Source organism: Pseudomonas sp. TH04 (genome assembly GCF_016651355.1).
Classification (GTDB): domain Bacteria; phylum Pseudomonadota; class Gammaproteobacteria; order Pseudomonadales; family Pseudomonadaceae; genus Aquipseudomonas; species Aquipseudomonas fluorescens.
Genome location: NZ_JAEKEA010000001.1, coordinates 5531075 through 5557269 on the forward strand (window position 1 = coordinate 5531075; position 26195 = coordinate 5557269).

Here is a 26195-nt window from a genome sequence, read left to right on the forward strand (position 1 = left end):
TTCATCCAGGCTTCTATGAATTGTTGTGCTCGCTTTCTGTTAGGCAAGCCTGAAACAGGCTCAGGGAAACGCCGATTACTTCGGCCCCAGAATCTTCGCCAGCTTGTCCGGCGATGGCGCGCCTTGCTGTTGCTGCAAGCCGCCCTTGTCATCCAGATAGAAAATCGCTGGCGTTGCTGACAATTCCAGCTCCTCCATCAACTTCATGTTGGCATCGAGCTTGGCCTCGATCGGCGCCGGAATTTTTTCCAGCGCCTGCAATTTGCTGCCTTTGCCGGCGGCTTCATGGGCTTCCAGGGCTTTCTGCGGGTCTTTGGCGGCGAACAGGGCGGCCGACTTGCCTGGGCTGTCTTCGCGGATAATACCGACCATGATGTGGCGCAACTGTACCTTGCCGGCTTTTACCCACGGCCGTGCCTGTTCCCAGAACATGTTGCAGTACGGGCAGTTGGGGTCGCTGAACAGGTAGACGATACGTGGCGCGTTTTTATCGCCGTCCTGAATCCAGCTGCTGTTTTCCATTTTGCCCCAGACTTCCTTGGCCATCGGCGCGTACACCAGTTTTTCCAGGGGCGCGCTGCTCAGGTCTTTACCTTCGGCGTCGTACAGGTTACCGGCGATCACACTTTTGCCGTCGGCAGTCAGGTACAGGGCCATGCCACGGTTCTGGTATTGCGCGGCGTAGCCGGTGAGGCCGCTGGGCGCGTCGAACTTGCCGAGGATCTTGGCGCCCTTGGCTTCGATCTGCTTGATCGGCGCAGGCCAGTCCTCGGCCTGGGCCAGGGTAGCCGCGAGCGTCAGCGGCAGCAGGGTCAGCAGGTGGCGGAGTCGAGGCATGTCGGTGTCCTTGTGATGGCAGGGGCAGTGTCGAAGGGTTCCATGGCGCGGGCCAGGCTGGCTTGGGACAATTCGCCCAAGTGGCTGTTGATCAGGCGCCCATCGGCTTGGTAGAACAGGGTGGTCGGCAACGCCATGCTGCCCACGGCCTGCCCGAGCCGGCCGCTGGCATCAAACAGCACGTTGTCGAGGGTCAGGCCTTGGGTGGCGAGAAAGGTGCTGACGCTTTGCATGCTTTCAGCCTGGTTGACGAACAGGAAGGTCACGTCCGGCCGTTGATGCTGCGCGCGTTCCAGCACCGGCATTTCCCGGCGGCACGGTGGGCACCAGGTGGCCCAGAGGTTGATCACCAGTGGGCCGCCTTTGTAATCGGCCAGTTGCACCACGTCGCCATTGGCATTGCGCAGGGTGATATCCGGCAGTTGCGCGCCCTTGTCGTAAAGGCTCAGGGACACGCTGCTCAGCCCCCAGAACACCAGCCCTGTGATCACGCCGGCGCTTAACGGTTTGCGCAAGGCCGGGCGGCGCCAGCCGTACAACAGGGCACCCAGCACCAGCGCGATCACGCCGGGCCAGGCGAGAAAACCGCCGTCGCGCAGGTCAACCATCTGCAACGGGTCGCGGCTGTAGTCGCTCCAATACATCAGTACAAAACTGACGCGGGCGACCAGCATGCCCAGCAGGAACAGGCTGAACAGCACCGACTCCGGGTTCTCGCCGCCGCGCTTGGCCACGCGCCAGCCCACCAGTGTGGCGAGAATCAGCGCGCTGATCAGCAGGAGGTGATTCAGGGCGATGGCGAAGGTGCCGATGGTCAGGGTCAGCATCAGCGTGCGTCTCGGGTGTGCGTCCAGCGTTGCAGGAAGGCGGCGGCATCCACTTCGCCAGTGATGCGTTGGGCGCGGCGTTCTTCACCGTCCGGGCCGATCCACACGAAGCTCGGTGGCCCTGGCACTTTGTAGCGGCCGAGCAGTTCGCGGCTGGCGGCGTTGTCGGCGGTGACGTCCAGGCGCAGCAGGCGCACGTCTTTCAGGGCGGCCATGACTTCGGGTTTGCCGAATACTTGTTTTTCCATGATCTTGCACGACACGCACCAGTCGGCGTAGTAATCCACCAGCACCCACTGGCCCTGGGCTTTGGCGCTGTCGAGTTGGCTCTGCAGCACCGCCGGGTCGTTGAGGGTCATGAAGGCGTCGTGCGCACTCGGCGCAGCAGTCACGGTGGACCCGCCGTAGACCTTCAACGGTTGCCACGGGTCGTCGCTGCCACCGGCCGCACCCACCATCAGCACGGCGCCCCACAGGCCCAGCACCAGGGAGCCGGCGCCGAACACTTTGGCCGCCAGGCCGTACTCGCGGGCCAGTGTCCAGCCGCAGTAAGCCATCACCAGCGCCAAGGCGCCCCACAGGCCAATCCACAGGCTTTCGTCGACCACCGGGCGAATCATCAGCACCGCCGTACCGAGGAACAGGAAACCGAACACGCCTTTGAGCACGTCCATCCAACTGCCCGGTTTAGGCAGGAAGCGGTTGCCCACGGTGACCAGCAACAACAGCGGAACGCCGATGCCGATGCCCATGGCGAACAGGATCAAGCCTCCGTGCAGCGCATTGCCGCTCTGGGCGATGTACAGCAGGGCGCCGGCCAGTGGCGCGGTCATGCACGGCCCCACCAGCAGACCGGAGAGTGCGCCAAGTATGCCGGCACCTACCAGGCTGCCACCGCTTTGCTGGCGGCTGACAGTGTCCAGGCGATCACGCACGAAGGCCGGCAGTTGCAGCTCAAAGACACCGAACATGGGCAGGGCGAGGAGCACAAACAGCGCGGCGAAACTGCCGAGAATCCACGGTGTTTGCAGGAGTGCGGCGAGGTTGCCGCCGAGCAACGCGGCCAAAACGCCAAGCGCCGCGTACACCAGGGCCATGCACACCACGTAGCTGCTGGCCAGGGCAAAACCGCGACGCGGGGTCGCGCCACTGCCCACCACCAGCCCTGCGAGGATCGGCAACATCGGCAACGAACAAGGGGCAAATGCCAACAGCAAGCCCAAGCCAAAGAACACCAGCAGGCTCCAACCCAGGCTGCGCTGTTGCAGGCCGCTGGCCAGGCTTTGATCCTGCGCTTGGGCCGGCTCTTGCGGGGTGCCCGCCACGGCCGGCGTGCCGCCCAGGTCCACGGTAATCGACTGTGGCGGGTAGCACAGGCCCGCATCGGCGCAACCCTGCCAGCCCAGCTTGACCTGGCCGGTGGCACCGGCGGGGATCTTCACTTCAAGGCCCTGGCGATACACTTGCTGTTCGCCGAAGAACTCATCGCTATGGGCTTCGCCCTGGGGCAATACCGGCTTTTCAGCCAGGCCGTCGAACTTCATGCGTTGCTGGTACAGGTAATAACCGTCGGCAATCTGCCAATACAGCTGGGTCTCGCCGGATTCCAGGCGCTCGGAGGTAAAGGTGAAGGCCTTGCCCACCGGGAGGAAATCAGGTTTGGTCTCGAAGGGATTGCCCGGCGCGGCCTGGGCGAACCCTGCAAACAACACCAGCAGAAAGGTAAACAGATACCGCATGGTCAAGCCTTAGTTCGATGCAAGTTAGGCACACAATGTGTGGTGTTGATTAACCGATGATTAACCGGGCGCTATTCTAAAGTGAAGGGCGGCGCTGAGCGCGCCTCTTTTCACGGCATAATCGGCACTTAATCCGCTGGATCTTTAATCCCCCCATCATTCATGAAGGGTTAACCATGCACGTACTGGTCTGTGAAGACGACGAACTGATCGCCAGCGGCATCGTGGCCGGGCTCGGCGCCCAGGGCTTTACCGTCGAGCGTGTGGCCACGGCCGCGGCCGCACGCGCGATGCTCAAGGCGGCCACGTTCGACATCATGGTGCTCGACCTCGGCTTGCCCGACGAAGACGGCCTCAAGCTGCTGCAGCAACAGCGCAGCCAGGGCCTGGAAATTCCGGTGCTGATCCTCACGGCGCGCGATTCGGTGACCAACCGTGTCGATGGCTTGCAGGCCGGTGCCGACGATTACCTGCTCAAACCCTTTGACCTGCGCGAACTGGCCGCACGCCTGCAAACTCTGTTGCGGCGGGTTGCCGGGCGCCGGGTCAACCTGATCGAACACGGCCATCTGGCCTACGACCCCAGCAGTCGCGAAACCTTCCTGGCCGGCCAGCCGGTAGACCTTTCCCGTCGGGAGCAAGCCTTGTTGCAGGCCCTGCTGCATAACAAAGGCCGGGTGCTCTCCAGCGAACAGCTCAAGGACAGTGTCTACGGGTTCAACGACGAACTGGAAAGTAACGCCCTCAACGTGCACATCCATCACCTGCGACGCAAATTGGGCAACGGCATCGTCGAGACCGTGCGTGGCCTGGGTTATCGCCTGGGTACGGCTGATGGTGGTGTGGCTGACGAAGGAGACCACGCTTCGTGATGAGCCTGCGCCTGCGCCTGACGTTCAAGCTGGGCGCTGCTTTTGTGCTGATCTGGGTGCTGGCGGCGGCCTGGATGCTCAACGATCTGCGCAACCAGATGATGTTTTCCCTCGACCAGCGTTTGGTGGCGTCGGCGCGCATGGTGGCAGGGTTGACCGAGCAAATGCCCGGCCTGGCCAGTGTGAGCGCGGGCACGCGTTTGCGCACCGAGCAACTGAATGTGCCGGGCGGCATGGCCTGCCAGGTCAGCTCCGTGCGCGGGGAAATCCTCGCACGCAGCCACATGACCCCGGATGAAGGCCTGGAGTCGCGCAGGAGTGGCTTTCGCGATCAGGTGATCGACGGCGTAAGCTGGCGCAGTTTCACCTTGTCTCGGGGCGACTTGCTGATCACCACCGCCGACCGCCAGGTGGAGCGCGAGGCGTTGAACCTGTCGATATTGCTGGCGGCTTCGGTGCCGGTGGGTGTCGCCCTGTTGGGCTGCCTGTGCTTGCTGTGGCTGGGCATCGGCCAGAGCCTGTTGCCGCTCAACCGCATGCGCGATGCATTGATGCGCCGCAGCGCGGACTCCCTCGAACCGCTGCAGATTCATCCATTGCCCAGCGAGTTGAAACCGCTGCTCGATACCCAGAACCAACTGTTGCAGCGTATCGCCAAGACCATCGAACGTGAGCGCCGCCTCACCGGCGACGCCGCCCACGAACTGCGCAGCCCGCTGACGGCGATCAAGACCCACCTGCAAGTGGCGCGCATGACCGAAGGTGCGGCGCGCGACCAGTCCCTGGCGCATGCCGAAGAAGGCGCCGACCGCCTGCATCGTACGTTGGAGCAATTGCTGCTGTTGGCGAGGGTGGAGGGCAGCCTGTCGTTCGACGACGGCCTGCAATCGAGTGCTGAGCAAGTCGCGCGGCTGGCGATCCAGGATGCGAACGCTGGCGACAACCGGCGCATCGATCTGCTCCTCGCGCAGAACCTCACGCAAACGCCGGTGGAAATGCCGGTGGCCCTGGCCGTCGCGGCCCTGCGCAATCTGTTGGATAACGCTTTGCGCCATACCCCGCACGACACCCGTGTGGAGTTGAATGTGTTCGCCACGGCCGACACGGTAGTGTTTCGCGTGCGTGACCATGGCAAGCAAATCTCCAGCGAAGACCTGCAATACCTGACCCAGCGCTTCTGGCGCAATGGCAGCAGCGAGGGCTGTGGCCTGGGGTTGGCGATTGTTCAGGCAATCGTGCAACGCTGCTCCTGCTCCTTGACGTTCGACAGCCAACCGGATGGTTTGCGGGTCGATCTGGGCATGCCATTGCGGCGCTGATCAGTTCTTTTCAAGTGCCAAAAATAGTTACCGCCCCTGCTGGCATTCATCCCTTCAGGATGGCGGTAATGTTTTTGCGCTTGAACGGGCCGAATGACTCGGCCTGTACTGAAAAGGACGGTTCTTATGTTGGTGATCGACAGCAGTTTCCCAGCCAGGGATTTCAATCAACGCAACGGTGAACCCGTGCGCCAAGTGATCCTGCATTACACGGCGGCGCCCTTTGCCTCGTCCCTGCGTACCCTCACCCAGGATGGCGTCAGTGCTCACTACCTGGTGCCGGACGCGGATGACAGCGGCTACCGGGCGCTCGGCTATGACGAATTACGTGCGTTTCGCCTGGTGCCTGAGGACCAGCGCGCCTGGCATGCCGGAGTGAGCCATTGGGCTGGGCGGGGTAACCTCAATAGCCGCTCCATTGGCATCGAGATAGTCAACGTGGCGCGCGATGATGGCGGCGTATTTACCTTTCCTGCTTACGGTGAGGAGCAGGTTGACGTGTTGGTTGCGTTGATGCGCGACCTACTCGCGCGATACCCGCAGGTTGGGCCGACTGACGTACTTGGGCATTCGGATGTGGCGTATTGGCGCAAGAGTGATCCGGGGCCTCGGTTGCCTTGGCGGTGTTTGTTCGAGGCCGGGATCGGGGCCTGGTTTGATGAGTCGACGCGGGGGCTGTATCAACGGCGGTTTTCGTTGGGGCTGCCGCCGGAAGTAGAGGTGGAGCGGGCGTTTCAGCGGTATGGCTATAAGCCGGCTGAGAATCGCCGGGCCTTTGAGTTGAGAACGCGGGCGTTTCAGATGCACTTTCGAAGCCGCGATTATGGTGGGGTTCTGGATGGCGAAACGTGTGCGATTTTGTATGCGTTGAATGAGCGGTACCGGGCGGCGTGAGCTTGAGTGCTCGGCGCAGCCCATCGACCTGATGCACTGAGATCCAAGGGTGGCAGCGGGCTTGCTCGCGAATCCACTCAAAAACCATAACAAGCCTAAATCCACTCAGCGCTGGTGCGTCTCCAGAACATGAAGTCCGTGCGCATCACGGATCGGCAGTTTGGTCACCCCACCCGCGTATTGAGGGATCGAGAGATGTCAGTCGCTACCAGCCGTATCGAAGACGCCCCGGTGTATGCCAACCCGGCACCCGCGGAAACGCTCTACCAATTCGACGAAACCCCACTGTTGGCCCGCCAACGCCAGCAGGAATCCAACGCCCGCAGCTACCCACGGCGTATCCCCCTGGCCCTCAAGCGTGCCAAGGGGATCTACGTGGAAGACGTGGAAGGCCGCAGTTTCATCGACTGCCTGGCGGGTGCGGGCACCTTGGCGTTGGGCCATAACCACCCGGTGGTGATCGCAGCCATCCAGCAGGTCCTCAGCGACGAGCTCCCGCTGCACACCCTCGACCTGACGACGCCGGTCAAGGACCAGTTCGTGCAGGACCTGTTCGGCCTGTTGCCTGCAGCGCTTGCGCAAGAAGCGAAAATTCAGTTCTGCGGCCCCACCGGCACCGACGCAGTGGAAGCCGCGTTGAAGCTGGTGCGCACGGCCACCGGTCGTAGCACGGTGCTGTCATTCCAGGGCGGTTATCACGGCATGAGCCAGGGCGCACTCAGCCTGATGGGCAGCCTGGGGCCGAAAAAGCCGTTGGGCGCCTTGCTCGGTAATGGCGTGCAGTTTCTGCCTTTCCCCTATGACTACCGCTGCCCCTTCGGCCTGGGTGGCGCGGAAGGCGTGCGGGTCAATCTGCATTACCTGGAAAATCTGCTGAACGACCCGGAAGCCGGGGTGTTGTTGCCGGCGGCGGTGATTGTTGAGGTGGTGCAGGGTGAGGGCGGGGTGATTCCGGCCGATCTTGATTGGCTGCGGGGCTTGCGCCGCATCACCGAGCAGGCGGGCGTGGCGTTGATTGTTGATGAAATCCAGAGCGGTTTCGGCCGTACCGGCAAGATGTTTGCCTTCGAGCATGCCGGCATCATCCCGGATGTGGTGGTGATGTCCAAGGCCATCGGCGGTAGCTTGCCGCTGGCCGTGGTGGTGTATCGTGACTGGCTCGACACCTGGCTACCCGGCGCGCATGCCGGGACCTTCCGTGGCAATCAGATGGCGATGGCGGCGGGCTCGGCGGTGATGCGTTACCTCAAGACGCACGACGTGGCCGGTCATGCGGCCGCCATGGGTGAGCGCCTTGGCGAACACCTGCGCATCCTGCAGCGGGATTTCGCGTATCTGGGGGATATTCGTGGTCGCGGGTTGATGCTGGGGGTGGAACTGGTGGACCCGAACGGCAGCCTGGATATCCAGGGACACCCGCCGGTGCATCGCCAACTGGCCCCGCTGGTGCAGCGTGAATGCCTCAAGCGTGGCTTGATCCTGGAGTTGGGCGGTCGGCATGGCTGTGTGGTGCGCTTCCTGCCACCGCTGGTGATTACCGCCGCCGAGGTCGACCGGGTTGCCGAGATCTTCGGTCGCGCCTTGGCGGCAGCGGTCGCCAGCCTCTAATTTTTCGCAAGCCCGGTACGTTTCTACAGATATCAGTGCTGCGCATGGTGCGCAGCCAGCCTTGTTAGCGATGGAGAACAGCAATGACCTCAGTATTTGACCGCGACGACATCCTGTTTCAGGTAGTGGTCAACCACGAAGAACAGTATTCCATCTGGCCCGACTACAAGGTCGTACCGGAAGGCTGGCGCACCGTGGGCAAGAGCGGCATGAAGCAAGAGTGCCTGGCTTACATCGAAGAAGTCTGGACCGATATGCGCCCCCTGAGCCTGCGCCAGAAGATGGATGGCGCTGCGCTGGCTGGCTGACACACGGTCGGAGCGGGCTTGTGTGGGAGCGGGCTTGCTCGCGAATGCGGTGTGTCAGTTAACGCAAGTATTGACTGATCCAACGCCTTCGCGAGCAAGCCCGCTCCCACATAAAGCATTACGGCTGCGTGTTGGTATACAGATAATCCGTGGCCAACGACGCCAGTGTCCGCACTCCCACCACCAACGCCGACTCATCCACAAAGAAGCCCGGATTATGGTTCGGCGCGGCTTTGCTCATGTCCTGGTCCCTCGGCGTCACGCCCAGAAACACAAACAGCCCCGGCGCTTCCTTGGCGTAAAACGAGAAGTCCTCGGCGCCGCCCACCAGTGGCCCTTGCACCACATCATCGTTGGCCGCCCAGCGCAGGCTTGGCAGCATTTTCTCGGTCAGCGCCGGGTTGTTGATGGTGGGGTCGTACTTCTCGATGATGGTGACTTCGGCCTTGGCGCCGCCACTCTCGGCGATTTTTTCCACGGTCTGACGCACATCCGCGTGCAGCTTCTGGCGAATGCCGTAATCGTAGGAGCGAATGGTGCCGCTCATGTCGAGCGACTCGGGGATGATGTTATAGCGCGTGCCGCCGTTGATGGTGCCAATGCTCACCACCGACGGAAATGACGAGATGTCGGTACGCCGGCTGACCACGGTTTGCAGGCCAACAATGGTCTGCGCGCCGACGGTGATCGGGTCGATGCCGTCCCAGGGGCGGCCGGCGTGGGTCTGTTTGCCGAGGATCTTGATGCGCAGGTCATCGGAACTGGCCAGGGTCGGGCCCGGGCGGTAAGCGATTTGTCCGGCCGGTACGCCGGCCCAGACATGCAGGCCGAACACCGCATCCGGCTTGGGTGCCTTCATCACGCCTTCCTGCACCATCATTTTCGCGCCCCAGGTGTTCTTGCCGTCGGGGATAAAGTCACTCGGGCCTTCTTCGGCCGGCTGGAAATAAAACACCACGGTGCCGGGCAGGCGGTCGCGCATGCCGGTCAGGATTTTCGCTGTGCTGAGCAGGATCGCGGTGTGGGCGTCGTGGCCGCAGGCGTGCATCACGTCGACCTCTTTGCCCAAGTAGGTGCCTTTGGCCTTGGAAGCGAAAGGCAGGTCGGCGACTTCCTTGACCGGCAGCGCATCCATGTCGGCGCGCAGGGCGACGGTGGGGCCGGGCAGGCCACCCTTCAAGATGGCGACGACACCGGTGCGGGCCACGCCGGTTTTCACCTCAAGGCCGAGGTCGCGAAGTTGTTTGGCAACCAACTCGGCGGTGCGTGTTTCGGTATTGCCCAATTCGGGGTGAGCGTGGATATCGCGGCGGGTTTCCAGCAGGCTCGGCTCCAGCGCCTTGGCCTGGCTGGCGATTTCCTCGCGGGCGCTGTCCTGGCCACTGGTGGCGGCAATGACCGCGCTGCTGGCGACCCCGCACAGTACGCCGAGAACCCATCGGTGTGTCAGACCATTCAAACGCATAACGACCTCTCCTGAGTTTATTGTTGTTGATCTTTCTCCTGCACGCTGCCGGCGGTCACCACCTGCACACTCAAGCGTGGCGTGGCCAGATCCAGCCCGGCCTCATCCAGATGGCGCTTGAGCGACAGGTTGAACGCCCGCGACACTTCCCACTGCTTGATCGGCGCGGTTTTAAAGCGCGCGCGCAGGATCGCACTGCCGGACTCAAAGCTTTCCACGCCCTGAATCTCCAGCGGCGACCAGATGTTGCGGCGTTGCAGTGGGTCGTTGCGCATTTTCTGGCCGACGTCGCGCATCAACTTGATGGCGTCGTCGATTTCCATGTTGTAGGGGATCGCCACCCGGAAGATCGCGTAGCCGAACTCCCGCGAGTAGTTCTTGATGCTCTTGATTTCGCTGAACGGAATGGTGTGCACGATGCCGTCGATGTCGCGCAGGCGCACGGTACGAATGGTCAGGCCCTCGACGGTGCCGAGGTGGCCGCCGACGTCCACGTAGTCATCGATGGCCAGGGAGTCTTCGATGATGATGAACAGGCCGGTAATCAGGTCCGCCACCAGCGATTGCGCACCAAAACCGATGGCCAGGCCGATCACACCGGCACCGGCCAGCAGTGGCGTGACGTTCATGCCCATGTTCGCCAGGGCGACGATCGCGGCGATGATAAAGATGGTCACGAACAGCACGTTGCGGATCAGCGGCATCATGGTCTGCGCGCGCGCGTTGGCCAGGCCTTTGCGCGAACGCGTGAGGGCGTGGTGGATCGCGGTGTCGCTGAGGATCCAGATCAACCAGGCAAACAGCAGCGTGCCGCCGAGGCCGAACAGCTTGACGCTGATTTCATGGCCGTCACCTTCGGTAAAACGAATCAGCGACAGGCCCCAGACGCGCAAGCCCAGCTCGATAAACGCCAGCCACACGACCAAATGAGCCAGGGTGTACAAGAAGCTTTTCAGGCGCTCGGAGTACAGCGCGTGGCGCTTGTGCCCGCGTAGCGGCTTGAGCGCATGACGGCGCACCAGGCCGTTGATCACCATGCACAACACCAGCAACACCGTGCATAGCAACGATTGACGCAGGGCGGTGCTGGTGTCGCCAGCGGACAGGAAGGTGGCAAACAGCGAGATGCCCACCAGCAACAGCGCCGGTAAATACCAGAAGCTGCCGATAATCGAGAGCGTATCGGTGAGGGCGCGACGTGTGAGGCGCCGGGACAGCGGTTGGTTGCGGATCAGGTGGGCGATCGGCCGGCGGAAGCGCAGGATAAACACGCCGGTGGACAATGCCGCCATCACATTGGCGACGGTCGCCGCCGTGTGGGCCAGGTGCTGACCCAGGGCCTGCATCATTCGCGGGTCGCTCAGCGCTTCACCGAAGGCGGCGAAACTGCCGATCAGCCACAGCGGGCGGAAGGCCTGGCGACGCAGGATGTAGAGCGCACGGTGGCGGTGCGGGCCGTCGAGTACGGAGAAGGCAATCACGCAGATCGCCGAGAAACAGGTGCCGACCACCAACGCATAAGCCAACACCATCGCCAGGGATTTGCCCAGGGACGAGGGCAGCACATAGCTCAGGTAAACCGTGATGACCAAGGCGATCAGCCACGGCCCCAATTTGCGCAGGGCGAAGCGCAGCATGTCCCAGGTGCGTGGGTGTTGCGGCAGTTCCTCGGGCAGGCCGAAACGCTCGCGTACGCGATGGCTGAGCCAGATCAGGGCGGCGGCCAGCAGGCTCCAGACCGCCAGGATGACGGCAAAGCCGAAAATGATCGGCAGCCATTCACTGGCCGGCATCATCAGCGCGCTGAGTTCATCCTTGGCCAGTTCAACTTCGTCGGACCAGCGCCCCAGCGGGCTGTCTGCACCGGAAAACTGTGCCTCAAGGCCGGCCAGGGTGCCGCCGATCAAGCCGAGAACGCCTTGTTCGGCGGCGGGTTGGGCCTTTTGCGTGGCTTCGCGCAGCTTTTTTAAATCGCTCAGCAACTGAGTGCGCTGCCGATCGTTTTCCAGGGTTTTGATGACCTCGTCCAACGACTGCCCCAGCGGCACGTCGGCCTGGGGCTGGGTCTTGTTGGTGCTGCCCAGCAAACCGGGCAAGCCCACGGCTTGGGCAGGCGTGAGCGGCAGCAGCATCAGCAGGGCGATCAGGAAACAGCAGGGCAGGGCACGAAGACGGGAAAACACGAGGCGGTCAACCTTGGAAACGACGAATTGACCGAGTGTACGAGGCCGTTATGCCCAATGCGAGTGCATTTGTCATTCCGCCAGTTTGGCGAGGATTTTGTAAACCACGGTTCCCAGGATCAGCAGCATACCGACCCACATGCCAAACACGCCGACGGGCTTGTCGCGAAAGTTGAAGCCGGTCGCGAGCAGGATCATGCCGATCAGGATGGGGATAAGCATGGCGTGGAAAGAGGACATGGAGATCATGGGCGACGGCCTTGTCAGAGTGGGAATACTGACAAGTCTAGGTCGGATTATCAGAAGTGCAGATGATGCAGGTCAGTTTGCAGGCGAGCTGTACACAAAACCCAATGTGGGAGGGGGCTGGCTCCCGATGACAGTCTATCAGCCACTAAAATGTTGACTGACCCACTGCTATCGGGGGCAAGCCCCCTCCCACATTTTTGACCGAGTTGCCCTGCAAATTCAGGGCAGGTCGCGGCTCGCGTAGAACGCACCCAGTACCTTGACCAAATGCGCCAGGTCATGGCTGCCGCACAGTTCACGGATGGAGTGCATGGCAAACGTCGGCAGGCCGATGTCCACGGTGCGCACGCCCAAATGGCTGGCGGTGATCGGGCCGATGGTCGAGCCGCAGCCCATGTCGCTGCGTACCACGAAACTCTGCACCGGGACTTCCTGAGCCATGCACAGATGGCGGAAGAAACCGGCGGTTTCGCTGTTGGTGGCGTAGCGCTGGTTGCTGTTGACCTTGATTACCGGGCCCGCATTGAGTTTCGGGCCATGGTTGGCGTCGTGTTTCTCGGCGTAGTTCGGGTGGACGCCGTGGGCATTGTCCGCCGACACCAACAGTGATTTCTGAATGGTGCGTACGAACTCATCACCTTCCGGCAACAGGCGGCGCAGGGTCTGTTCCAGCATCGGGCCGTCGGCACCGCAGGCCGAGCAGGAGCCGACTTCTTCGTGGTCGTTGCACACCAGCACACAGGTTTCATCGGTTTCGCTGGTGAGCAAGGCTTGCAGGCCGGCGTAGCACGACAGCAGGTTGTCCAGGCGGGCGCCGGCGATGAAGTCGCCATTCAGGCCAATCACCGCTGCACTTTGGGTGTCGTAGAAGCTCAACTCGTAGTCGAGTACCACGTCGGCGTTCAAGCCGTGTTCGCGCGCCAATTGCTCGGTGAGCACGGCGCGGGAGTCCACGCGCTCGTCACCGGCGAATTGCGCCAGGATCGGCGGCAGTTCGGTCTGGGCATTGATCGCCCAACCCTGGTTGGCTTCACGGTTCAGGTGAATAGCCAGGTTGGGGATGATGGCGATGGGCAGCTTGAAGTCGATCAGTTGGCTCTCGACCTTGCCGTCGCGGCGGAAGGTCACGCGGCCGGCCAGTGACAGGTCACGGTCGAACCACGGGGCCAGCAGCGCACCGCCGTAGACTTCCACACCCAACTGCCAGAAACCCTGGCGCTGCAGCTCCGGCTGGGGCTTGACCCGCAGGCACGGGCTGTCAGTGTGGGCGCCGACCAGGCGAATCCCGCCCTGCAGCGGCGAGTGGCGACCAAGCTTGAACGCGATGATCGAGGAATCGTTACGGGTCACGTAATAGCGACCGTTGGCCTCGGTGGCCCAGGTTTCGCGCTCGTCGAGACGCTGGTAACCGGCCGCTTCCAGGCGCTGGGCGAGGGCGGCGGTGGCATGAAAAGGAGTAGGGGAGGCCTTGAGGAAGTCGATCAGGCCTTGATTCAACGCTTCGCGCATAAATAGCTCCAGACAGCAATGCGCGGAGTTTACCGTTCGATGGCCAGAAGTGCACATTACAAATGTGGGAGGGGGCTTGCTCCCGATAGCGGGGTATCAGCGAACTATTCAGTGGCTGATACACCTTAATCGGGAGCAAGCCCCCTCCCACATTTTTAATGCAGTGCCAACTTAGAAAGGGGCCGGGCACTCAAAGCGCAGCCGCTCGCCGCTTTGCGGGTGCGTAAAGCTCAACATGCTCGCATGCAGGCACAGGCGCGGCCAGGCGGCCAGGGCTTGTTCATGGGCGTACAAGCCATCGCCTAACAACGGGTGGCCGATCGACAGCATATGCACGCGCAACTGGTGTGAACGGCCGGTAATCGGTGTCAGCTCGACGCGGCACCAATCGCCGCAACGCTCCAGCACTTTCCAGAAGGTCAGCGCGTGCTTGCCGAACTCATGGTCGACCACATGGCGTGGCTTGGTCGGCGGGTCGTAGCGCAGGGGCAGGTCGATGCTGCCGCTGTCCAGTGTCGGCTGGCCCCAGGCCAAGGCGGTGTAGGCCTTTTCGGTTTCGCGGTCGTGAAACTGGCGGGACAGTTCGCGGTGGGTGTCGGCGTCCCGTGCGAGCAGGATGATTCCTGAGGTTTCCCAGTCCAGTCGATGGACTATGCGGGCCTCGGGGTAACCGTTTTCCTGCAGGCGGGTGATCAGGCAGTCCTTGTTGTCATCGGCGCGGCCGGGCACCGAGAGCAGCAAGGTCGGCTTGTTCACCACCAGGACGGCGTCGTCCTGATGCAGGATATGGATATTGGACAGCGGCATTAAACAGCCTCGTAACAAACGCCAACGGCGGCTCGCTCACCCGGTTCCCGCCAGGGGATCAAGGTGACCGAGCCGCCGTGGCGGGCGCCTTTTCGATTAACGATCAGGCAGGGTGATATTGAGTTCCAGAATCGAGCAGCTGCCGTCGTTTTCCAGGGCGACGTGCACGTCATCGTTGCCGATATTGACGTACTTGCGAATCACCTCGACCAGTTCCTTCTGCAAGGCTGGCAGGTAGTCCGGTGTACTGCGTTGGCCGCGTTCGTGCGCCACGATGATCTGTAGACGCTCTTTCGCTACCGACGCGGTACTTGGCTTTTTGTTGGCGCGAAAGAAGTCGAGAAATTTCATTGTTTAGTTGCCTCCAAAGATACGCTCGAAGAATCCCTTCTTCTTTACATCGAGGAAGCGATGTTCCACGGTCTTGCCCAGCAAGCGATCTACGGCATCGCTGTACGCCTGGCCGGCGTCGCTCTGGTCGTCAAGAATCACCGGCACGCCCTGGTTGGAGGCTTTCAGCACGGCTTGGGATTCCGGGATCACGCCCAGCAGGGTGACGGCGAGGATTTCCTTCACGTCTTCAACACCGAGCATTTCGCCGTTGCTGACGCGCTCCGGGTTGTAACGGGTGAGGAGCAGGTGTTCCTTGATCGGGTCTTCGCCTTTCTCGGCGCGCTGGGACTTGCTGGCCAGCAGGCCGAGCATGCGGTCCGAGTCACGTACCGAGGAGACTTCCGGGTTGGTGACCACGATGGCTTCATCGGCGAAGTACATCGCCAGGTGAGCACCGGTTTCGATACCGGCCGGGGAGTCGCACACCACGTATTCGAAGGTTTCTTTCAGTTCGGCGAGGACTTTGCCTACGCCTTCTTTGGTCAGCGCGTCTTTGTCGCGGGTCTGGCTGGCAGCCAGCACGTACAGGTTCTCAAGGCGCTTGTCCTTGATCAGGGCCTGTTGCAGGTTGGCTTCGCCGTTTACTACGTTGACGAAGTCATACACCACGCGGCGTTCACAGCCCATGATCAGGTCGAGGTTACGCAAACCGACGTCGAAGTCGACGATGACTGTCTTGTGGCCGCGCAGAGCGAGGCCGGTACCGATAGCGGCGCTGGTGGTGGTCTTACCCACACCACCCTTGCCGGATGTAACCACGAGAATCTTGGCCAAGGTGTTTCACCCCTAAGGAAAAAGGACTTTTCGGTCCCTGAAAAACATCTCTTGAAACTCGCTGCAGGCGGACAGCCTTTGTAGGAAAAATATGTTGTTCGCCAAAAGGAAAGCCAACTTCTAATTATTCCTACACAAGTCTTGCCGGTTTCGCTGTGCTATCAGAGTCTAGAGATGCTTGGAAAATGCGGCAGTATCCGTTAAAGACGGATGATGTTCAACACATCGCCCGACAGGCTGACTTGTACCCCGGCTCCCCACAGCGGATCACGGCGCAAATCTTCTGAAACCTTGTACTGGCCTGCGATCGACACTAGCTCAGCGGTCAACTGCTGGCAAAAAATCCGCGCTTTGGTATCGCCCTTGATGCCGGCGAGGGCACGTCCGCGCATCGGGCCGTATACATGGATGTTGCCATCGGCCAGAAGTTCCGCACCCGGACTCACCGGCGCAATCACCACGAGGTCGCCGCCCTGGGCGTAAATTTGCTGCCCGCCGCGTACGGGGGAGGTGATGATCTTTGTCGGCTTGACCGTGGGCTCCGGCGGTTTTTCCGGTTTTTTCTTCACTTCACCTTCCGTCGGGTCGAGCGGACGCTCGCGGGCACCGGAGGGTGGCAGTACTGGCAGTTCAATGGCGATTGCTGCGGCAATGTCTTCGATACGGCTGGCGCGAATCGCCAGGGTGCGCAAGCCATGGGAGCGGCACACGCGCATCAGGCCGGGCAAATCAATCGCGCCTTGGCCTCCCGGGAGTTTGTCCAGGGCCAGCACCAGTGGGGCATTGTTGAAAAAATTCGGTGCCAGGGCGACCTTGGCGGCCAGTTGGCGGTCGAGGGCGTCGAGGTCATTGCGGGCCAGCTCCAGCACGGTGATGGCGAGCATGCTGCCTTTCAGCTGGAACACGGGATCTTGGTCTAGCGGTTCGGTTTGGCTCATGGTCGGCAAAAGCGGCTTGTCACGAAAAGTGTCGAGACTTATAACGAGAACAACCACGGGCCGCAAGCCGAGTCGAACCGTTGTAGAATGCGCGGCCCTTGTCTTTACCGGAATCTGTAATGGATCGCCCGCGTTTTCGAGCTGTATTTCTTCACCCGCGTTTTTGGCTGTTATGGCTGGGACTCGGCCTGTTGTGGCTGATCACTCAGTTGCCCTACCGGGTGCTGTTGACCATTGGTCGTTTACTGGGCGCCGGCATGTACCACGTCGCCGGCGATCGCCGCCGCATCGCCGCGCGCAACCTTGAGTTGTGCTTCCCGGAAAAGTCCGCCAAGGCGCGCAAGCAGTTGCTCAAGGCAAACTTTGCGTCCACCGGCATCGCGTTTTTTGAGATGGCCATGAGCTGGTGGTGGCCCAAGTCGCGTCTGGCACGCCTGGCCCATGTCGAGGGGCTTGAGCATCTGAAGCAGGCGCATCTGGACGGCAAGGGTGTGATCCTGATGGCCCTGCATTTCACCACCCTGGAAATCGGCGCAGCCCTGCTCGGGCAGAAGCACACCATTGATGGCATGTACCGCGAGCATGGCAACCCGCTGTTCGACTTTATCCAGCGCCGTGGCCGTGAACGGCATAACCTCGATTCCCTGGCGGTCGAGCGTGACGACGTGCGTGGCATGCTCAAGTTGCTGCGCTCGGGCCGGGCCATCTGGTACGCGCCGGACCAGGACTACGGTGCCAAGCAAAGTATCTTCGTGCCGTTGTTCGGGATCCAGGCCGCTACCGTGACCGCCACCAGCAAGTTTGCGCGCCTGGGCAAGGCGCTGGTGATGCCGTTTACCCAGGAGCGCCTGGCCGATGGCAGTGGTTACCGCCTGGTGATCCACCCGCCGTTGAGCGACTTCCCTGGCGAGACCGATGAGATCGACTGCCTGCGTATCAACCAGTGGGTCGAAGCGTCGGTACGCGAGTGCCCCGAGCAATACCTGTGGACCCACCGGCGCTTCAAAAGCCGGCCACCGGGTGAGGCTAAGCTGTACGAAAAGCGCCGTCGATAACGCTACCTTTTTCCCACATGGAGTGACGCAATGCGCCCAGCCGAACCGGTCACAGGGTTGATTCTTTCCGGCGGTGGGGCGCGAGCGGCGTATCAGGTAGGGGTACTGGCGGCAATCGCCGAACTGTTGCCACCGGGGGCAGCGAATCCGTTCCCGGTGATTGTCGGCACCTCGGCCGGTGCGATCAATGCGGTGAGCCTGGCCAGCGGGGCCATGGATTTCACCGCCGCTGTCCAGCGCCTCACCGCCTTCTGGCAGGGCTTTCGCAGCCACTTGGTGTTGCGCAGCGACTGGCCAGGCGTCATCCACCAAGCCAGTCGCTTCCTCATCCACAGCCTGCTGGGCCTGGGCGCCCCAGTCCCGGTCGCACTGCTCAACAGTGCGCCGTTGCGGCATTTGCTCAACGACCGGTTGAACCTGCAGGGCATTGACGAAGCCATCCGCCAAAAACAACTGCATGCGGTGGCGGTCACGGCGTTTGGTTACGAATCCGGGCAAGCGGTGACCTTTTACCAAGGTGGCGGCACCATCAATGCCTGGCTGCGTCATCGGCGTATCGGTTTGCCAACCCAGCTGACAATCGAGCACCTGCTGGCCAGCTCGGCGATACCCTTGCTGTTTGCGCCGGTCAAACTCGACCAGGAGTTTTTCGGCGATGGCGCCGTGCGGCAGCCGGCGCCCATCAGTCCAGCGCTGCATTTGGGCGCAAACCGCGTGCTGGTGGTGGGGGTGAGTGGCAACCCAAGGGGTAATGAACCGTCGACCCAGCGCACTTACACCGGCCAGCAACCCACCCTGGCGCAGATCGGTGGGCACATGCTCAACAGCACGTTCATTGACAGCCTGGAAGGTGATATCGAACTGCTTGAGCGTCTGAATCAGTTCAGCCATGCCGCGCCTGAGTTGGCCGCGGTGGAGGTGTTGGTCATTGCGCCGAGCCAGCCGATCGATGAAATTGCGGCGCGGCATCGGCAAGAGCTGCCGGCGGCGTTGCGCCTGTTCTTGCGCGGGCCTGGGGCGACCAAGACCAGTGGGGCAGGGGTGTTGAGTTACTTGCTGTTCGAGGCCGGGTATTGCAGCGAGTTGATTGAGTTGGGGCGCAAAGATGCGTTGGCCAAGCGCGAGGACCTGTCGAAGTTCCTTGGCTTGACGCTGAACTGAAGGTGGGAGCGCGCAAGCCCGCTCCCACCGTTTGGCTACGATGTTGTTTAGAAGTGGTACTTGACCAGAAAGCTCGCGGTGTCCTGGTTCGTCTTGAACGCGCCGCTGTCTTCAATCCCGTACTTGTTCTTCCAGTAGTCGTATTCGAAACCGACATACAGTTGCTTCTCGCCCCAATGCAATGCCTTGCCCAGGTCGTATTTGACCTGTGGGTTGAAGTGCAGGTTGGCGTGGTAAGTGCCACGGGCGTTTTTGTCGTTATCCACGACCCAGTCCATGAAGCCGTCGATCAGCACGTCGGAGTTGCCGACCGGGAGGGTGTACGACCAGACGGGTGTGATCTGCCATACGCCGTCACCCGGGCGATTGCCTTCGGTCTGGCGTTGGTAGAAGTTCAACTGGAAGTAGTCGAAACCGGGAATGTTCAAGTCAAAAGCCGGGCCTAGCAGGTACGACTCGTTATCGCCTTCGCCGAACTCGTAAGTGAAGGCCAGCAACACATCTTTGATCGGGCCGAATGACAGGTCCTTGTCGAAAATCTTGCCGAATGACAAGCGCGGGCTGAACTCACCGTAGTAAGTGCTAGGGCCGACGTTGCCATCTTCCTTGCCGTTGTAAAAGATGCGGTCGACAAACAGGAAGTTGTCGCCGTACTTCCAGGCATCGGCATGTTCGAAGGTAACGGTTTGCTGGATCTGCGGGTTGACGGTGAAGTTCTTGCCCCACAGGTAAGTCAGGCTGTTGTTCTGCCACTGCAACAAATCACCGGCCACTGCCTGGCTGCCGGCCAGCAGGGATCCCGCCAGCATCAGGCCTTTGAACATAGGTTTCATTCGGTTGCTCCCGAGTTAAAGTTTTATGGTTTTTTCTTCTACGCAGACGCTCTGGTGTGGCGCCTTTTGGTTCGCTGCAAAAATCGTCTGTTCGGTCAGCTTTAATGCTTTTAGCAAGAGCTGCGCCAAGGTGTTTAAAAAGCCAAAAAATCCCCGTCGGCTGCATCGGGTGCAGTCGAATTCAGAGGGTTTTTGCACACATTGGCAGCTGCTGCGGGGCCGGGATAAGTTGGCCTTTAAGTCAGCTTTTACATTGGCTGTTTTTTTTTGAGTCGATTCGAGCGGGCGCGGAGAATACTGGCTCACAAGCCTTGGCTCAAGTGCGCTGTAAAAGAGCGCGTGGGGCAAGAATGGGGCGCGGCGTGTGGCCGGCCCCTGGTGAAGGGTGTGCATGCGGTGTTCCCTGTGCGTGATGGTTTTTGTTGTTCTTATTAAGAGCAGGCAGGAATCAATGCGTAGCGGCGACCACAGGTCGTTCAGCGCCGCCGAGAATGTTGAACAGTACATTCAGCGACAACGCGCTGAGGGTGGCCATGGCAATCCCGCTGTGGGTTATCGGGTTCATCCACAGCGGCAGTTGCGCGAAGAAATCCGGGCGCACCACCGGGATCAGGCCCATGCCGATACTCACCGCCACCAGCAACTGGTTGCGGCGGTCGGCGATGTCGGCTTCCTGCAGGATCTTGATGCCGGTCGCCGCGACCATGCCGAACATGGCAATCGCCGCACCCCCCAATACCGCCGGTGGAATCGACGCCACCAGAAACGCGGCTTTGGGCAGCAGGCTGAGCACAATCAGAAAGGCCCCGGCCATGATCGTCACTGAGCGGCAGCGCACGCCGGTCATTTGCACCAGGCCGATATTCTGGGCGAACGAGGAGTGGGTAAAGGTGTTGAAGAACCCGGCGAAGAACGACGCGCCGGCATCACACAACAAGCCACGGCGCAGCATCTTCGGCGTGACGTCCTGGCCGGTAATCTTGCCCAGGGCGAGGAACATGCCGGTGGATTCGACAAAGATGATCACCACCACCAGGCACATCGACAGGATCGGCGCCAACTCGAATTTGGGCAGGCCGAAATGCAGCGGCGTCACCACTTGCACCCACGGTGCCTGGGCCAGGCCGCTGAGGTCGACCATGCCGATCATGCCGCACAGGCCGTAGCCGAGGGCCATGCCGATCAGCACCGAAATATTCACCCAGAAGCCGCGCATGAAGCGGTTGATCAGCAGGATGGTCGCCAGCACCAACGCGGCAATCGCCAGATAAATCGGCGAGCCATAGGAGGCGGCAGCGCTGCCGCCGCCGGCCCAGTTCACCGCCACTGGAAACAGCGACAGACCGATCGCAGTGATGACGGTGCCGGTGACCAACGGTGGAAAAAAGCGCACAACCTTCGACATGAACGGCGCGATGACAAGGCCGAAGAACCCGGCGGCGATGGTCGCGCCGAAGATGCCCTGCAAGCCGATCCCCGGCATGCCGGCCATGGCGACCATGCTGCCGACGGCGGCGAAACTGGCGCCCATCATCACCGGCATGCGAATGCCTACAGGGCCGATGCCGAACGACTGCACCAGGGTGGCGATACCGGCGACGAGCAGGTCGGCGTTGATCAGAAAGGCGATTTCTTCACGGCTCAGGCCGGCGGCCTGGCCAATGATCAGGGGGACGGCGACGGCGCCGCCGTACATCAGCAAGACGTGTTGCAGGCCTACCAGAATCAGTTGCAAGAGGGGCAGCCGCACCATGGCGGGTGCGGCGGGAATCTGCGGTTCGACTAACTCGGTCATGCAACACCTCGAATCTTTTTATTGTTGTGTTGTTCGGCATTCAATTGCCGGGTGGAACGCAATCTTCAAAGCACCACAAATCCCCTGTGGGAGGGAGCAAGCCCCTTCCCACATTGGAGCGCTGTGCATCAGTTAATTGGTGCGCGCCCCCTGGTTGATCCAGGTGCCGATCAAATCCCGTTCCTGCTGGGTCATCTGGGTGATGTTGCCCAGCGGCATGATCTGGCTGGCCACGGCCTGCGCTTGAATACGCGCCGCCTGCTGCTGGATCTGCGCCGGGGTGTCGAACATCACCCCAGCCGGTGCGGTGCTGAACAACGGGCTGGTGGGCTTGGCCGAATGGCACACCGCGCAGCGTTCCTGAATCACCCCATGCACCTTGTCGAAATCAACCGATGCCTGCGCGGGCGCAGGTGCAGCGGCAGGCGCTGCGGGGGCTGCCGGTGCGGCAGGTTTCAAGCCGCCACCCAAGGCGGTTTCCGGCAATGGCTGGTATTCGATCGCAGCAGGCACCTTGGCCACATCCGGTGCAGTCGCCACGGGCTTCGGGCCGGTCACGTACGCCAGGCAAATCATCGCCAACGCGCCAACCGGCAAGGTCCAGGCATATTTCTGGCTGTTGTGGCGGGTGTTGAAGTAGTGACGCACCAACACGGCTGCCACGGCGATACCGGCGAGGATCAGCCAGTTGTATTGGCTGCCATAGGTGCTCGGGAAGTGGTTGCTGATCATGATGAACAGCACCGGCAAGGTGAAGTAGTTGTTGTGACGCGAACGCAACAGGCCCTTGGCCGGCAGCGCCGGATCGGGTGTGCGGTTCTCCGCGATCGCCGCCACCAGTGCGCGCTGCGCGGGCATGATGATGCGGAACACGTTACCGACCATGATGGTGCCGATCACGGCGCCCACATGCAGGTACGCACCACGGCCGCTGAACACTTTGCTGAAGCCGTATGCGGCGGCAATCAACAGCACGAACAGGATCAGGCCGAGCAGGGCGGGGCGCTTGCCCAGTGCCGAATCGCAGAGAAAGGAGTAGATGAACCAACCGGCCAGCAGTGAGCCGAGGCCCAGCAATACACCTTCCGGACCGCTGAGGCTGCTGCCCGGGGCCAGCAGGTACAAGGTCGGGTTGGCGTAAAACACCACGCACAGCAGCGCGATGCCGGACATCCAGGTGAAATAGGCTTCCCATTTGAACCAGTGCAGGTTGTCCGGCATGGTCGGCGGGGCCAGTTTGTATTTCTCCAGGTGGTAGATACCGCCACCGTGGATCGCCCACAAGTCGCCGGCCAGGCCGTCCTTGGGGTTGACGCGATTGAGGTTGTTTTCCAGCCAGACGAAGTAGAAAGAAGCGCCGATCCACGCGACGCCGGTGATCATGTGAACCCAGCGCACGCTCAGGTTCAGCCATTCCATCAAATGTGCTTCCACAGTCTTTACCTCTCGCCTGTCACTCTGTTGTCGAGTGATCAGACCTTCTCTTATTGGTGGGGGGCGAGGATCAAACGCTCATCCTCTTTGAAAAAATGCTCATCGCAGTTATTGCCTGTGCCACTGCGATCAACCACCAGGAAGTCATCCCGCTTTTCGATCGTCAGCACCGGGTGGTGCCAGACGCCGCGATGGTAATTAATGCCCTGCCTGCCGTTGGTAACGAAGGCGCGGACCAAGCCCGATACAGGTTCATCGCCAAGTGGCGCGACCACGATCAGAAAGGGGTTGCCGAGCAGCGGTATAAAAGCCTGGCTGCCCAGCGGGTGTCTCTCCAGCATGCACACGGTCAATGGCATGTCCTGCGCGTCGGCGCGGAAGATGCTGATGATGGCGTTATCTTCCGGCGTCGCGGTTTGCACCGTCGCCAGTTTATGAAAGCGCATGGTCGACCCGTTGTTGATCATGAAGTGATCGCTGCCATCGGTTTCGATAACGTCTCCGAAAGGGGCGAAGGCTTCTTTGGTCAGGGGTTCGATCATCAGTGTGCGCATGGCTGTCTTCTTATCCGAATGCTGTGTTGTTTGTTCTGGCGCCTTTGCGAGCAGGCCCGCCCCCACATTTGGAATGCATTCCCCTGTGGGAGCGGGCTTGCTCGCGAATGGCATCACCGCTTACTTCGAAACCTTGCCCAAAACCCGCAGGCGGCTCACACCGCCATCCGGGAACACATTCAAACGAATGTGGGTGATCGGGCCCAATGCCTTGATCTGCTCGGCGAAGGTGTGTTCAGCGTGCATCTCCAGTTTCTGCGCCGGCAGCAGTTCGCGCCAGAACAGCGATTGGGTTTCGATCTGGCTGTCGGTGCCGCCCTTCACGAATGCGCCCTGGATCGAGCAGGTGTCGGGGTAGTTACCCTTGAAATGCAGGGTGTCGACGATGATCTTCTCGATTTCACCCGGATGGCCCAGGGCGACGATCACCCAGTCATTGCCCGGTGTACGCCGACGCGCGGTTTCCCAGCCGTCGCCCATGTTGATGCCGCGGCCCGGGTTGAGGATGTTGCTCATGCGCCCGAAGTGTTCGTCGGAACAGGCCAGCGCACGACCGCCGTTCAAGGCGGCGGCCAGGTCGACTTGCTCGTTGTCACCCACCGACGACCAGTCGCGGAACGGCACACCGTACACACGCAGGCGGGCCACGCCGCCATCCGGGTAGATATTGAAGCGCAGGTGGCTGAAGGCCTGGTCGTTGTTGATCTCGTGGTAGTGGTGGCTGTTGCCTTGCAGCTCGACGGCCGAGAGCACTTCCACCCACTGGGTGTTTTCGTCAGGATCGCCCGAGGCCAGGAAGCAGGCTTCCAGGGAGGCCGATGGCGGAAAGTTGCCGGTGAAGAATGAAGTGTCGATGTCCACGCCTTTGATCGAGCCCGCAACACCCAGGCGGATCACCGCGCTGTCGTAGCCTTCAAAGCGCTTGCGGCGCGACTCCCAGCCGTCCATCCACTTGCCGTTGTCATCGAAAACGCCCTCCTTCCACACGGCCGGAGTCGGCTGGAACAGGCGGTTGGCGTCAGCGAACCAGTCATCGGTCACCGACAGAATCTTGGTGCCCAGACGGGCGTCGGCCAGGTTGACGAACTTCTCGAAAGGTACGGCGTAAGCTTTCATTCTTCTTGTCTGCCTTGAGTTAAGTGGCTTGGGATGCTCGCCAGGCCCTGGGCGTCATGAGCGCTCGGGCCAGGTCTGCTAAAGGGTCAGTAATCGGAACAACGCGATTTTATTGATCTCGGCCAGCGCGCATTGGAACTCGGTGTCTGCCGTGTTGTGAATGCGCGTTTCGAACGCAGCCAGGATCTGATGCCGGTTGCTGCCTTTTACCGCCATGATGAAGGGAAACTTGAACTTGGCTTTGTAAGCCTCGTTCAGCTCGGTGAAGCGCGAAAACTCGTCGCTCGAGCATTGGTGAATACCGGCGCCAGCTTGTTCATTCGTGCTGGCTTCGGTCAACTCGCCCTGGACGGCGGCTTTGCCGGCCAGGTCCGGGTGAGCGTTGATCAGCGCCAGTTGGCGGGCATGATCGGCACTCAACAGGATGTCGCTCATGCGCTGGTGCAGGGTTTCGATCTCATTGATCGAGGCGTCCTGGCCCAGGTCGAAAGCCTTCTCGGCTACCCATGGCGAATGTTCGTAGATGTCGGCGAAGGCGTTGATGAATTCATCGCGGCTCAGGGTCGCCGGCTTCAAGGTTTGGAACGCAGTCATTTCGCCGCTCCCGTATACGGATGGGTGGCGTGCCAGTGACGGGCAATGTCGACTCGGCGAGTGAACCACACCTGTTCGTGACTTTTGGCGTACTCGATAAACCGCTGCAGAGCGGCCAGGCGGGCAGGGCGGCCGATCAGGCGGCAATGCAGGCCGATGGAAAGCATTTTCGGCGCTTCGGCGCCTTCGGCATAGAGCACGTCGAAGGCGTCTTTGAGGTACTCGAAAAAGTCGTCGCCCTTGTTGAAACCCTGGACCTGGGTGAAGCGCATGTCATTGGTGTCCAGGGTGTAGGGAATCACCAGGTGCGGCTTGCCGGTGGGGTTGTTCGGTTCCCAGTAGGGCAGGTCGTCGTCATAGGTGTCGCAGTCATAGAGGAAACCGCCTTCCTCCATCACCAGCCGCCGTGTGTTCGGGCCGGTGCGGCCGGTGTACCAGCCCAGTGGGCGTTCGCCGGTCAGTTCGGTGAGGATGCGGATGGCTTCGAGCATGTGCTCGCGCTCCTGGGCCTCGTCCATGTATTGGTAGTCGATCCAGCGATAGCCGTGGCTGCAGATCTCGTGACCGGCAGCGACCATCGCGCGGATCACATCCGGGTGGCGCTGGGCGGCCATGGCCACGGCGAAGATGGTCAGCGGGATATCGAAGGCTTTGAACAACTTGAGGATGCGCCACACACCGGCACGGCTGCCGTACTCGTACAGCGACTCCATGCTCATGTTGCGCTCGCCTTGCAGCGGTTGGGCCGAGACCATTTCCGAGAGGAAGGCTTCGGACTCTTTGTCACCGTGCAAAATATTGCGCTCGCCGCCTTCTTCGTAGTTCAGTACAAAAGACAACGCGATGCGCGCCTTGCCCGGCCAGTGTGGGTGAGGAGGGTTACTGCCGTAACCGATCAGGTCGCGTGGGTAGTCAGCGCTCACTGCAGTCT

The 26195-nt window shown here is 61.3% G+C and carries 26 protein-coding genes; 7 read left to right on the top strand and 19 right to left on the bottom strand.

What is annotated here, in order from left to right:
- Nucleotides 1–75: 75 nt before the first annotated feature.
- From dsbG to dsbD, 3 genes are read right to left on the bottom strand one after another with little or no spacing between them, the layout of a single operon-like run.
- The gene (dsbG, locus tag JFT85_RS24885) at nucleotides 76–837 is read right to left on the bottom strand and encodes a thiol:disulfide interchange protein DsbG (protein WP_053257261.1); all 762 of its coding nucleotides are present in this window, start codon (nucleotides 835–837) and stop codon (nucleotides 76–78) included.
- Nucleotides 813–1664 (bottom strand): TlpA disulfide reductase family protein, encoded by an 852-nt coding sequence (locus tag JFT85_RS24890; protein WP_073639038.1) that lies wholly within the window; start codon nucleotides 1662–1664, stop codon nucleotides 813–815. Before JFT85_RS24890 ends, dsbG begins: the two co-directional genes overlap by 25 nt.
- Nucleotides 1664–3403, bottom strand: a complete 1740-nt coding sequence (gene dsbD, locus JFT85_RS24895) for a protein-disulfide reductase DsbD (protein ID WP_069551039.1) — start codon at nucleotides 3401–3403, stop codon at nucleotides 1664–1666. The genes JFT85_RS24890 and dsbD overlap by 1 nt, the downstream gene beginning before the upstream one ends.
- A 176-nt stretch (nucleotides 3404–3579) precedes the next feature.
- Here dsbD and JFT85_RS24900 point away from each other — a divergent pair, with 176 nt between their 5' ends.
- The 5 genes from JFT85_RS24900 (at nucleotide 3580) to JFT85_RS24920 (ending at nucleotide 8404) form a co-directional block, all read left to right on the top strand.
- Nucleotides 3580–4275 (top strand): response regulator, encoded by a 696-nt coding sequence (locus JFT85_RS24900; protein ID WP_069551038.1) that lies wholly within the window; start codon nucleotides 3580–3582, stop codon nucleotides 4273–4275.
- The gene (locus JFT85_RS24905; RefSeq protein ID WP_053257257.1) at nucleotides 4275–5594 is read left to right on the top strand and encodes an ATP-binding protein; all 1320 of its coding nucleotides are present in this window, start codon (nucleotides 4275–4277) and stop codon (nucleotides 5592–5594) included. The genes JFT85_RS24900 and JFT85_RS24905 overlap by 1 nt, the downstream gene beginning before the upstream one ends.
- 126 nt (nucleotides 5595–5720) lie before the next feature.
- Entirely contained in the window at nucleotides 5721–6488 is a 768-nt protein-coding gene (locus JFT85_RS24910) for an N-acetylmuramoyl-L-alanine amidase (RefSeq protein ID WP_078827066.1), read from the top strand.
- Between the two features lie 195 nt (nucleotides 6489–6683).
- On the top strand, nucleotides 6684–8096 hold the full coding sequence (locus tag JFT85_RS24915) for an aspartate aminotransferase family protein (RefSeq protein ID WP_053257255.1): 1413 nt from the start codon (nucleotides 6684–6686) through the stop codon (nucleotides 8094–8096).
- A gap of 83 nt (nucleotides 8097–8179) precedes the next feature.
- On the top strand, nucleotides 8180–8404 hold the full coding sequence (locus JFT85_RS24920; RefSeq protein WP_053257254.1) for an MbtH family protein: 225 nt from the start codon (nucleotides 8180–8182) through the stop codon (nucleotides 8402–8404).
- Between the two features lie 118 nt (nucleotides 8405–8522).
- Here JFT85_RS24920 and JFT85_RS24925 read toward each other — a convergent pair whose 3' ends face one another.
- The 8 genes from JFT85_RS24925 to minC form a co-directional block, all read right to left on the bottom strand.
- Nucleotides 8523–9869 carry an amidohydrolase gene (locus tag JFT85_RS24925; protein ID WP_201230607.1) on the bottom strand — a complete coding sequence of 449 codons (1347 nt, stop codon included), beginning with the start codon at nucleotides 9867–9869 and terminating at the stop codon, nucleotides 8523–8525.
- Nucleotides 9870–9886: 17 nt separating this feature from the next.
- Nucleotides 9887–12052 (bottom strand): mechanosensitive ion channel domain-containing protein, encoded by a 2166-nt coding sequence (locus JFT85_RS24930; RefSeq protein WP_201230608.1) that lies wholly within the window; start codon nucleotides 12050–12052, stop codon nucleotides 9887–9889.
- A gap of 72 nt (nucleotides 12053–12124) precedes the next feature.
- The gene (locus JFT85_RS24935) at nucleotides 12125–12292 is read right to left on the bottom strand and encodes a hypothetical protein (RefSeq protein WP_162232027.1); all 168 of its coding nucleotides are present in this window, start codon (nucleotides 12290–12292) and stop codon (nucleotides 12125–12127) included.
- A 228-nt stretch (nucleotides 12293–12520) separates the two neighbouring features.
- Nucleotides 12521–13810 (bottom strand): M18 family aminopeptidase, encoded by a 1290-nt coding sequence (locus JFT85_RS24940; RefSeq protein ID WP_201230609.1) that lies wholly within the window; start codon nucleotides 13808–13810, stop codon nucleotides 12521–12523.
- A gap of 171 nt (nucleotides 13811–13981) precedes the next feature.
- On the bottom strand, nucleotides 13982–14617 hold the full coding sequence (locus tag JFT85_RS24945; protein WP_053257250.1) for an RluA family pseudouridine synthase: 636 nt from the start codon (nucleotides 14615–14617) through the stop codon (nucleotides 13982–13984).
- A 96-nt stretch (nucleotides 14618–14713) separates the two neighbouring features.
- The gene (gene minE, locus JFT85_RS24950) at nucleotides 14714–14968 is read right to left on the bottom strand and encodes a cell division topological specificity factor MinE (RefSeq protein WP_003175252.1); all 255 of its coding nucleotides are present in this window, start codon (nucleotides 14966–14968) and stop codon (nucleotides 14714–14716) included.
- A 3-nt stretch (nucleotides 14969–14971) separates the two neighbouring features.
- Nucleotides 14972–15784: a septum site-determining protein MinD gene (minD, locus tag JFT85_RS24955; RefSeq protein ID WP_003209098.1), complete on the bottom strand. Its 813-nt coding sequence runs from the start codon at nucleotides 15782–15784 to the stop codon at nucleotides 14972–14974.
- A gap of 200 nt (nucleotides 15785–15984) precedes the next feature.
- Nucleotides 15985–16722, bottom strand: a complete 738-nt coding sequence (gene minC, locus JFT85_RS24960) for a septum site-determining protein MinC (RefSeq protein WP_201230610.1) — start codon at nucleotides 16720–16722, stop codon at nucleotides 15985–15987.
- Nucleotides 16723–16841: 119 nt separating this feature from the next.
- Here minC and JFT85_RS24965 point away from each other — a divergent pair, with 119 nt between their 5' ends.
- Nucleotides 16842–17777: a lipid A biosynthesis lauroyl acyltransferase gene (locus JFT85_RS24965; protein ID WP_053257248.1), complete on the top strand. Its 936-nt coding sequence runs from the start codon at nucleotides 16842–16844 to the stop codon at nucleotides 17775–17777.
- Between the two features lie 30 nt (nucleotides 17778–17807).
- The gene (locus tag JFT85_RS24970) at nucleotides 17808–18938 is read left to right on the top strand and encodes a patatin-like phospholipase family protein (RefSeq protein WP_053257247.1); all 1131 of its coding nucleotides are present in this window, start codon (nucleotides 17808–17810) and stop codon (nucleotides 18936–18938) included.
- Nucleotides 18939–18985: 47 nt separating this feature from the next.
- Here JFT85_RS24970 and JFT85_RS24975 read toward each other — a convergent pair whose 3' ends face one another.
- The 8 genes from JFT85_RS24975 to puuE all read right to left on the bottom strand — a co-directional run bounded on the left by JFT85_RS24975 (nucleotide 18986) and on the right by puuE (nucleotide 26187).
- Entirely contained in the window at nucleotides 18986–19771 is a 786-nt protein-coding gene (locus tag JFT85_RS24975) for an outer membrane protein OmpK (protein ID WP_053257246.1), read from the bottom strand.
- 15 nt (nucleotides 19772–19786) lie between these two features.
- Nucleotides 19787–20164 (bottom strand): hypothetical protein, encoded by a 378-nt coding sequence (locus tag JFT85_RS24980; protein WP_139372142.1) that lies wholly within the window; start codon nucleotides 20162–20164, stop codon nucleotides 19787–19789.
- Nucleotides 20165–20219: 55 nt separating this feature from the next.
- Nucleotides 20220–21566 carry a nucleobase:cation symporter-2 family protein gene (locus JFT85_RS24985; RefSeq protein WP_053257245.1) on the bottom strand — a complete coding sequence of 449 codons (1347 nt, stop codon included), beginning with the start codon at nucleotides 21564–21566 and terminating at the stop codon, nucleotides 20220–20222.
- A 132-nt stretch (nucleotides 21567–21698) separates the two neighbouring features.
- Nucleotides 21699–23000 carry a urate hydroxylase PuuD gene (locus JFT85_RS24990; RefSeq protein ID WP_069551035.1) on the bottom strand — a complete coding sequence of 434 codons (1302 nt, stop codon included), beginning with the start codon at nucleotides 22998–23000 and terminating at the stop codon, nucleotides 21699–21701.
- Between the two features lie 50 nt (nucleotides 23001–23050).
- Nucleotides 23051–23554 carry an ureidoglycolate lyase gene (locus JFT85_RS24995; RefSeq protein ID WP_017479983.1) on the bottom strand — a complete coding sequence of 168 codons (504 nt, stop codon included), beginning with the start codon at nucleotides 23552–23554 and terminating at the stop codon, nucleotides 23051–23053.
- A 120-nt stretch (nucleotides 23555–23674) separates the two neighbouring features.
- On the bottom strand, nucleotides 23675–24670 hold the full coding sequence (gene alc, locus JFT85_RS25000; protein WP_053257243.1) for an allantoicase: 996 nt from the start codon (nucleotides 24668–24670) through the stop codon (nucleotides 23675–23677).
- Nucleotides 24671–24748: 78 nt separating this feature from the next.
- The gene (gene uraD, locus JFT85_RS25005; RefSeq protein WP_053257242.1) at nucleotides 24749–25264 is read right to left on the bottom strand and encodes a 2-oxo-4-hydroxy-4-carboxy-5-ureidoimidazoline decarboxylase; all 516 of its coding nucleotides are present in this window, start codon (nucleotides 25262–25264) and stop codon (nucleotides 24749–24751) included.
- Nucleotides 25261–26187: an allantoinase PuuE gene (puuE, locus tag JFT85_RS25010; protein WP_053257241.1), complete on the bottom strand. Its 927-nt coding sequence runs from the start codon at nucleotides 26185–26187 to the stop codon at nucleotides 25261–25263. Before puuE ends, uraD begins: the two co-directional genes overlap by 4 nt.
- Nucleotides 26188–26195 lie beyond the last annotated feature (8 nt).

Excerpts from the sequence above, each read along its gene's own strand:
- minC (WP_201230610.1), bottom strand. The coding sequence starts at position 16,722 with ATGAGCCAAACCGAACCGCTAGACCAAGATCCCGTGTTCCAGCTGAAA.
- JFT85_RS24985 (WP_053257245.1), bottom strand. The coding sequence starts at position 21,566 with ATGACCGAGTTAGTCGAACCGCAGATTCCCGCCGCACCCGCCATGGTG.
- JFT85_RS24975 (WP_053257246.1), bottom strand. The coding sequence starts at position 19,771 with ATGAAACCTATGTTCAAAGGCCTGATGCTGGCGGGATCCCTGCTGGCC.
- JFT85_RS24965 (WP_053257248.1), top strand. The coding sequence starts at position 16,842 with ATGGATCGCCCGCGTTTTCGAGCTGTATTTCTTCACCCGCGTTTTTGG.
- JFT85_RS24935 (WP_162232027.1), bottom strand. The coding sequence starts at position 12,292 with ATGTCCTCTTTCCACGCCATGCTTATCCCCATCCTGATCGGCATGATC.
- JFT85_RS24920 (WP_053257254.1), top strand. The coding sequence starts at position 8,180 with ATGACCTCAGTATTTGACCGCGACGACATCCTGTTTCAGGTAGTGGTC.
- uraD (WP_053257242.1), bottom strand. The coding sequence starts at position 25,264 with ATGACTGCGTTCCAAACCTTGAAGCCGGCGACCCTGAGCCGCGATGAA.
- JFT85_RS24945 (WP_053257250.1), bottom strand. The coding sequence starts at position 14,617 with ATGCCGCTGTCCAATATCCATATCCTGCATCAGGACGACGCCGTCCTG.
- JFT85_RS24890 (WP_073639038.1), bottom strand. The coding sequence starts at position 1,664 with ATGCTGACCCTGACCATCGGCACCTTCGCCATCGCCCTGAATCACCTC.
- JFT85_RS24980 (WP_139372142.1), bottom strand. The coding sequence starts at position 20,164 with ATGCACACCCTTCACCAGGGGCCGGCCACACGCCGCGCCCCATTCTTG.
- dsbD (WP_069551039.1), bottom strand. The coding sequence starts at position 3,403 with ATGCGGTATCTGTTTACCTTTCTGCTGGTGTTGTTTGCAGGGTTCGCC.
- JFT85_RS24910 (WP_078827066.1), top strand. The coding sequence starts at position 5,721 with ATGTTGGTGATCGACAGCAGTTTCCCAGCCAGGGATTTCAATCAACGC.
- JFT85_RS24900 (WP_069551038.1), top strand. The coding sequence starts at position 3,580 with ATGCACGTACTGGTCTGTGAAGACGACGAACTGATCGCCAGCGGCATC.
- alc (WP_053257243.1), bottom strand. The coding sequence starts at position 24,670 with ATGAAAGCTTACGCCGTACCTTTCGAGAAGTTCGTCAACCTGGCCGAC.
- JFT85_RS24940 (WP_201230609.1), bottom strand. The coding sequence starts at position 13,810 with ATGCGCGAAGCGTTGAATCAAGGCCTGATCGACTTCCTCAAGGCCTCC.
- JFT85_RS24925 (WP_201230607.1), bottom strand. The coding sequence starts at position 9,869 with ATGCGTTTGAATGGTCTGACACACCGATGGGTTCTCGGCGTACTGTGC.
- dsbG (WP_053257261.1), bottom strand. The coding sequence starts at position 837 with ATGCCTCGACTCCGCCACCTGCTGACCCTGCTGCCGCTGACGCTCGCG.
- JFT85_RS24905 (WP_053257257.1), top strand. The coding sequence starts at position 4,275 with ATGAGCCTGCGCCTGCGCCTGACGTTCAAGCTGGGCGCTGCTTTTGTG.
- JFT85_RS24915 (WP_053257255.1), top strand. The coding sequence starts at position 6,684 with ATGTCAGTCGCTACCAGCCGTATCGAAGACGCCCCGGTGTATGCCAAC.
- JFT85_RS24995 (WP_017479983.1), bottom strand. The coding sequence starts at position 23,554 with ATGCGCACACTGATGATCGAACCCCTGACCAAAGAAGCCTTCGCCCCT.
- JFT85_RS24970 (WP_053257247.1), top strand. The coding sequence starts at position 17,808 with ATGCGCCCAGCCGAACCGGTCACAGGGTTGATTCTTTCCGGCGGTGGG.
- minE (WP_003175252.1), bottom strand. The coding sequence starts at position 14,968 with ATGAAATTTCTCGACTTCTTTCGCGCCAACAAAAAGCCAAGTACCGCG.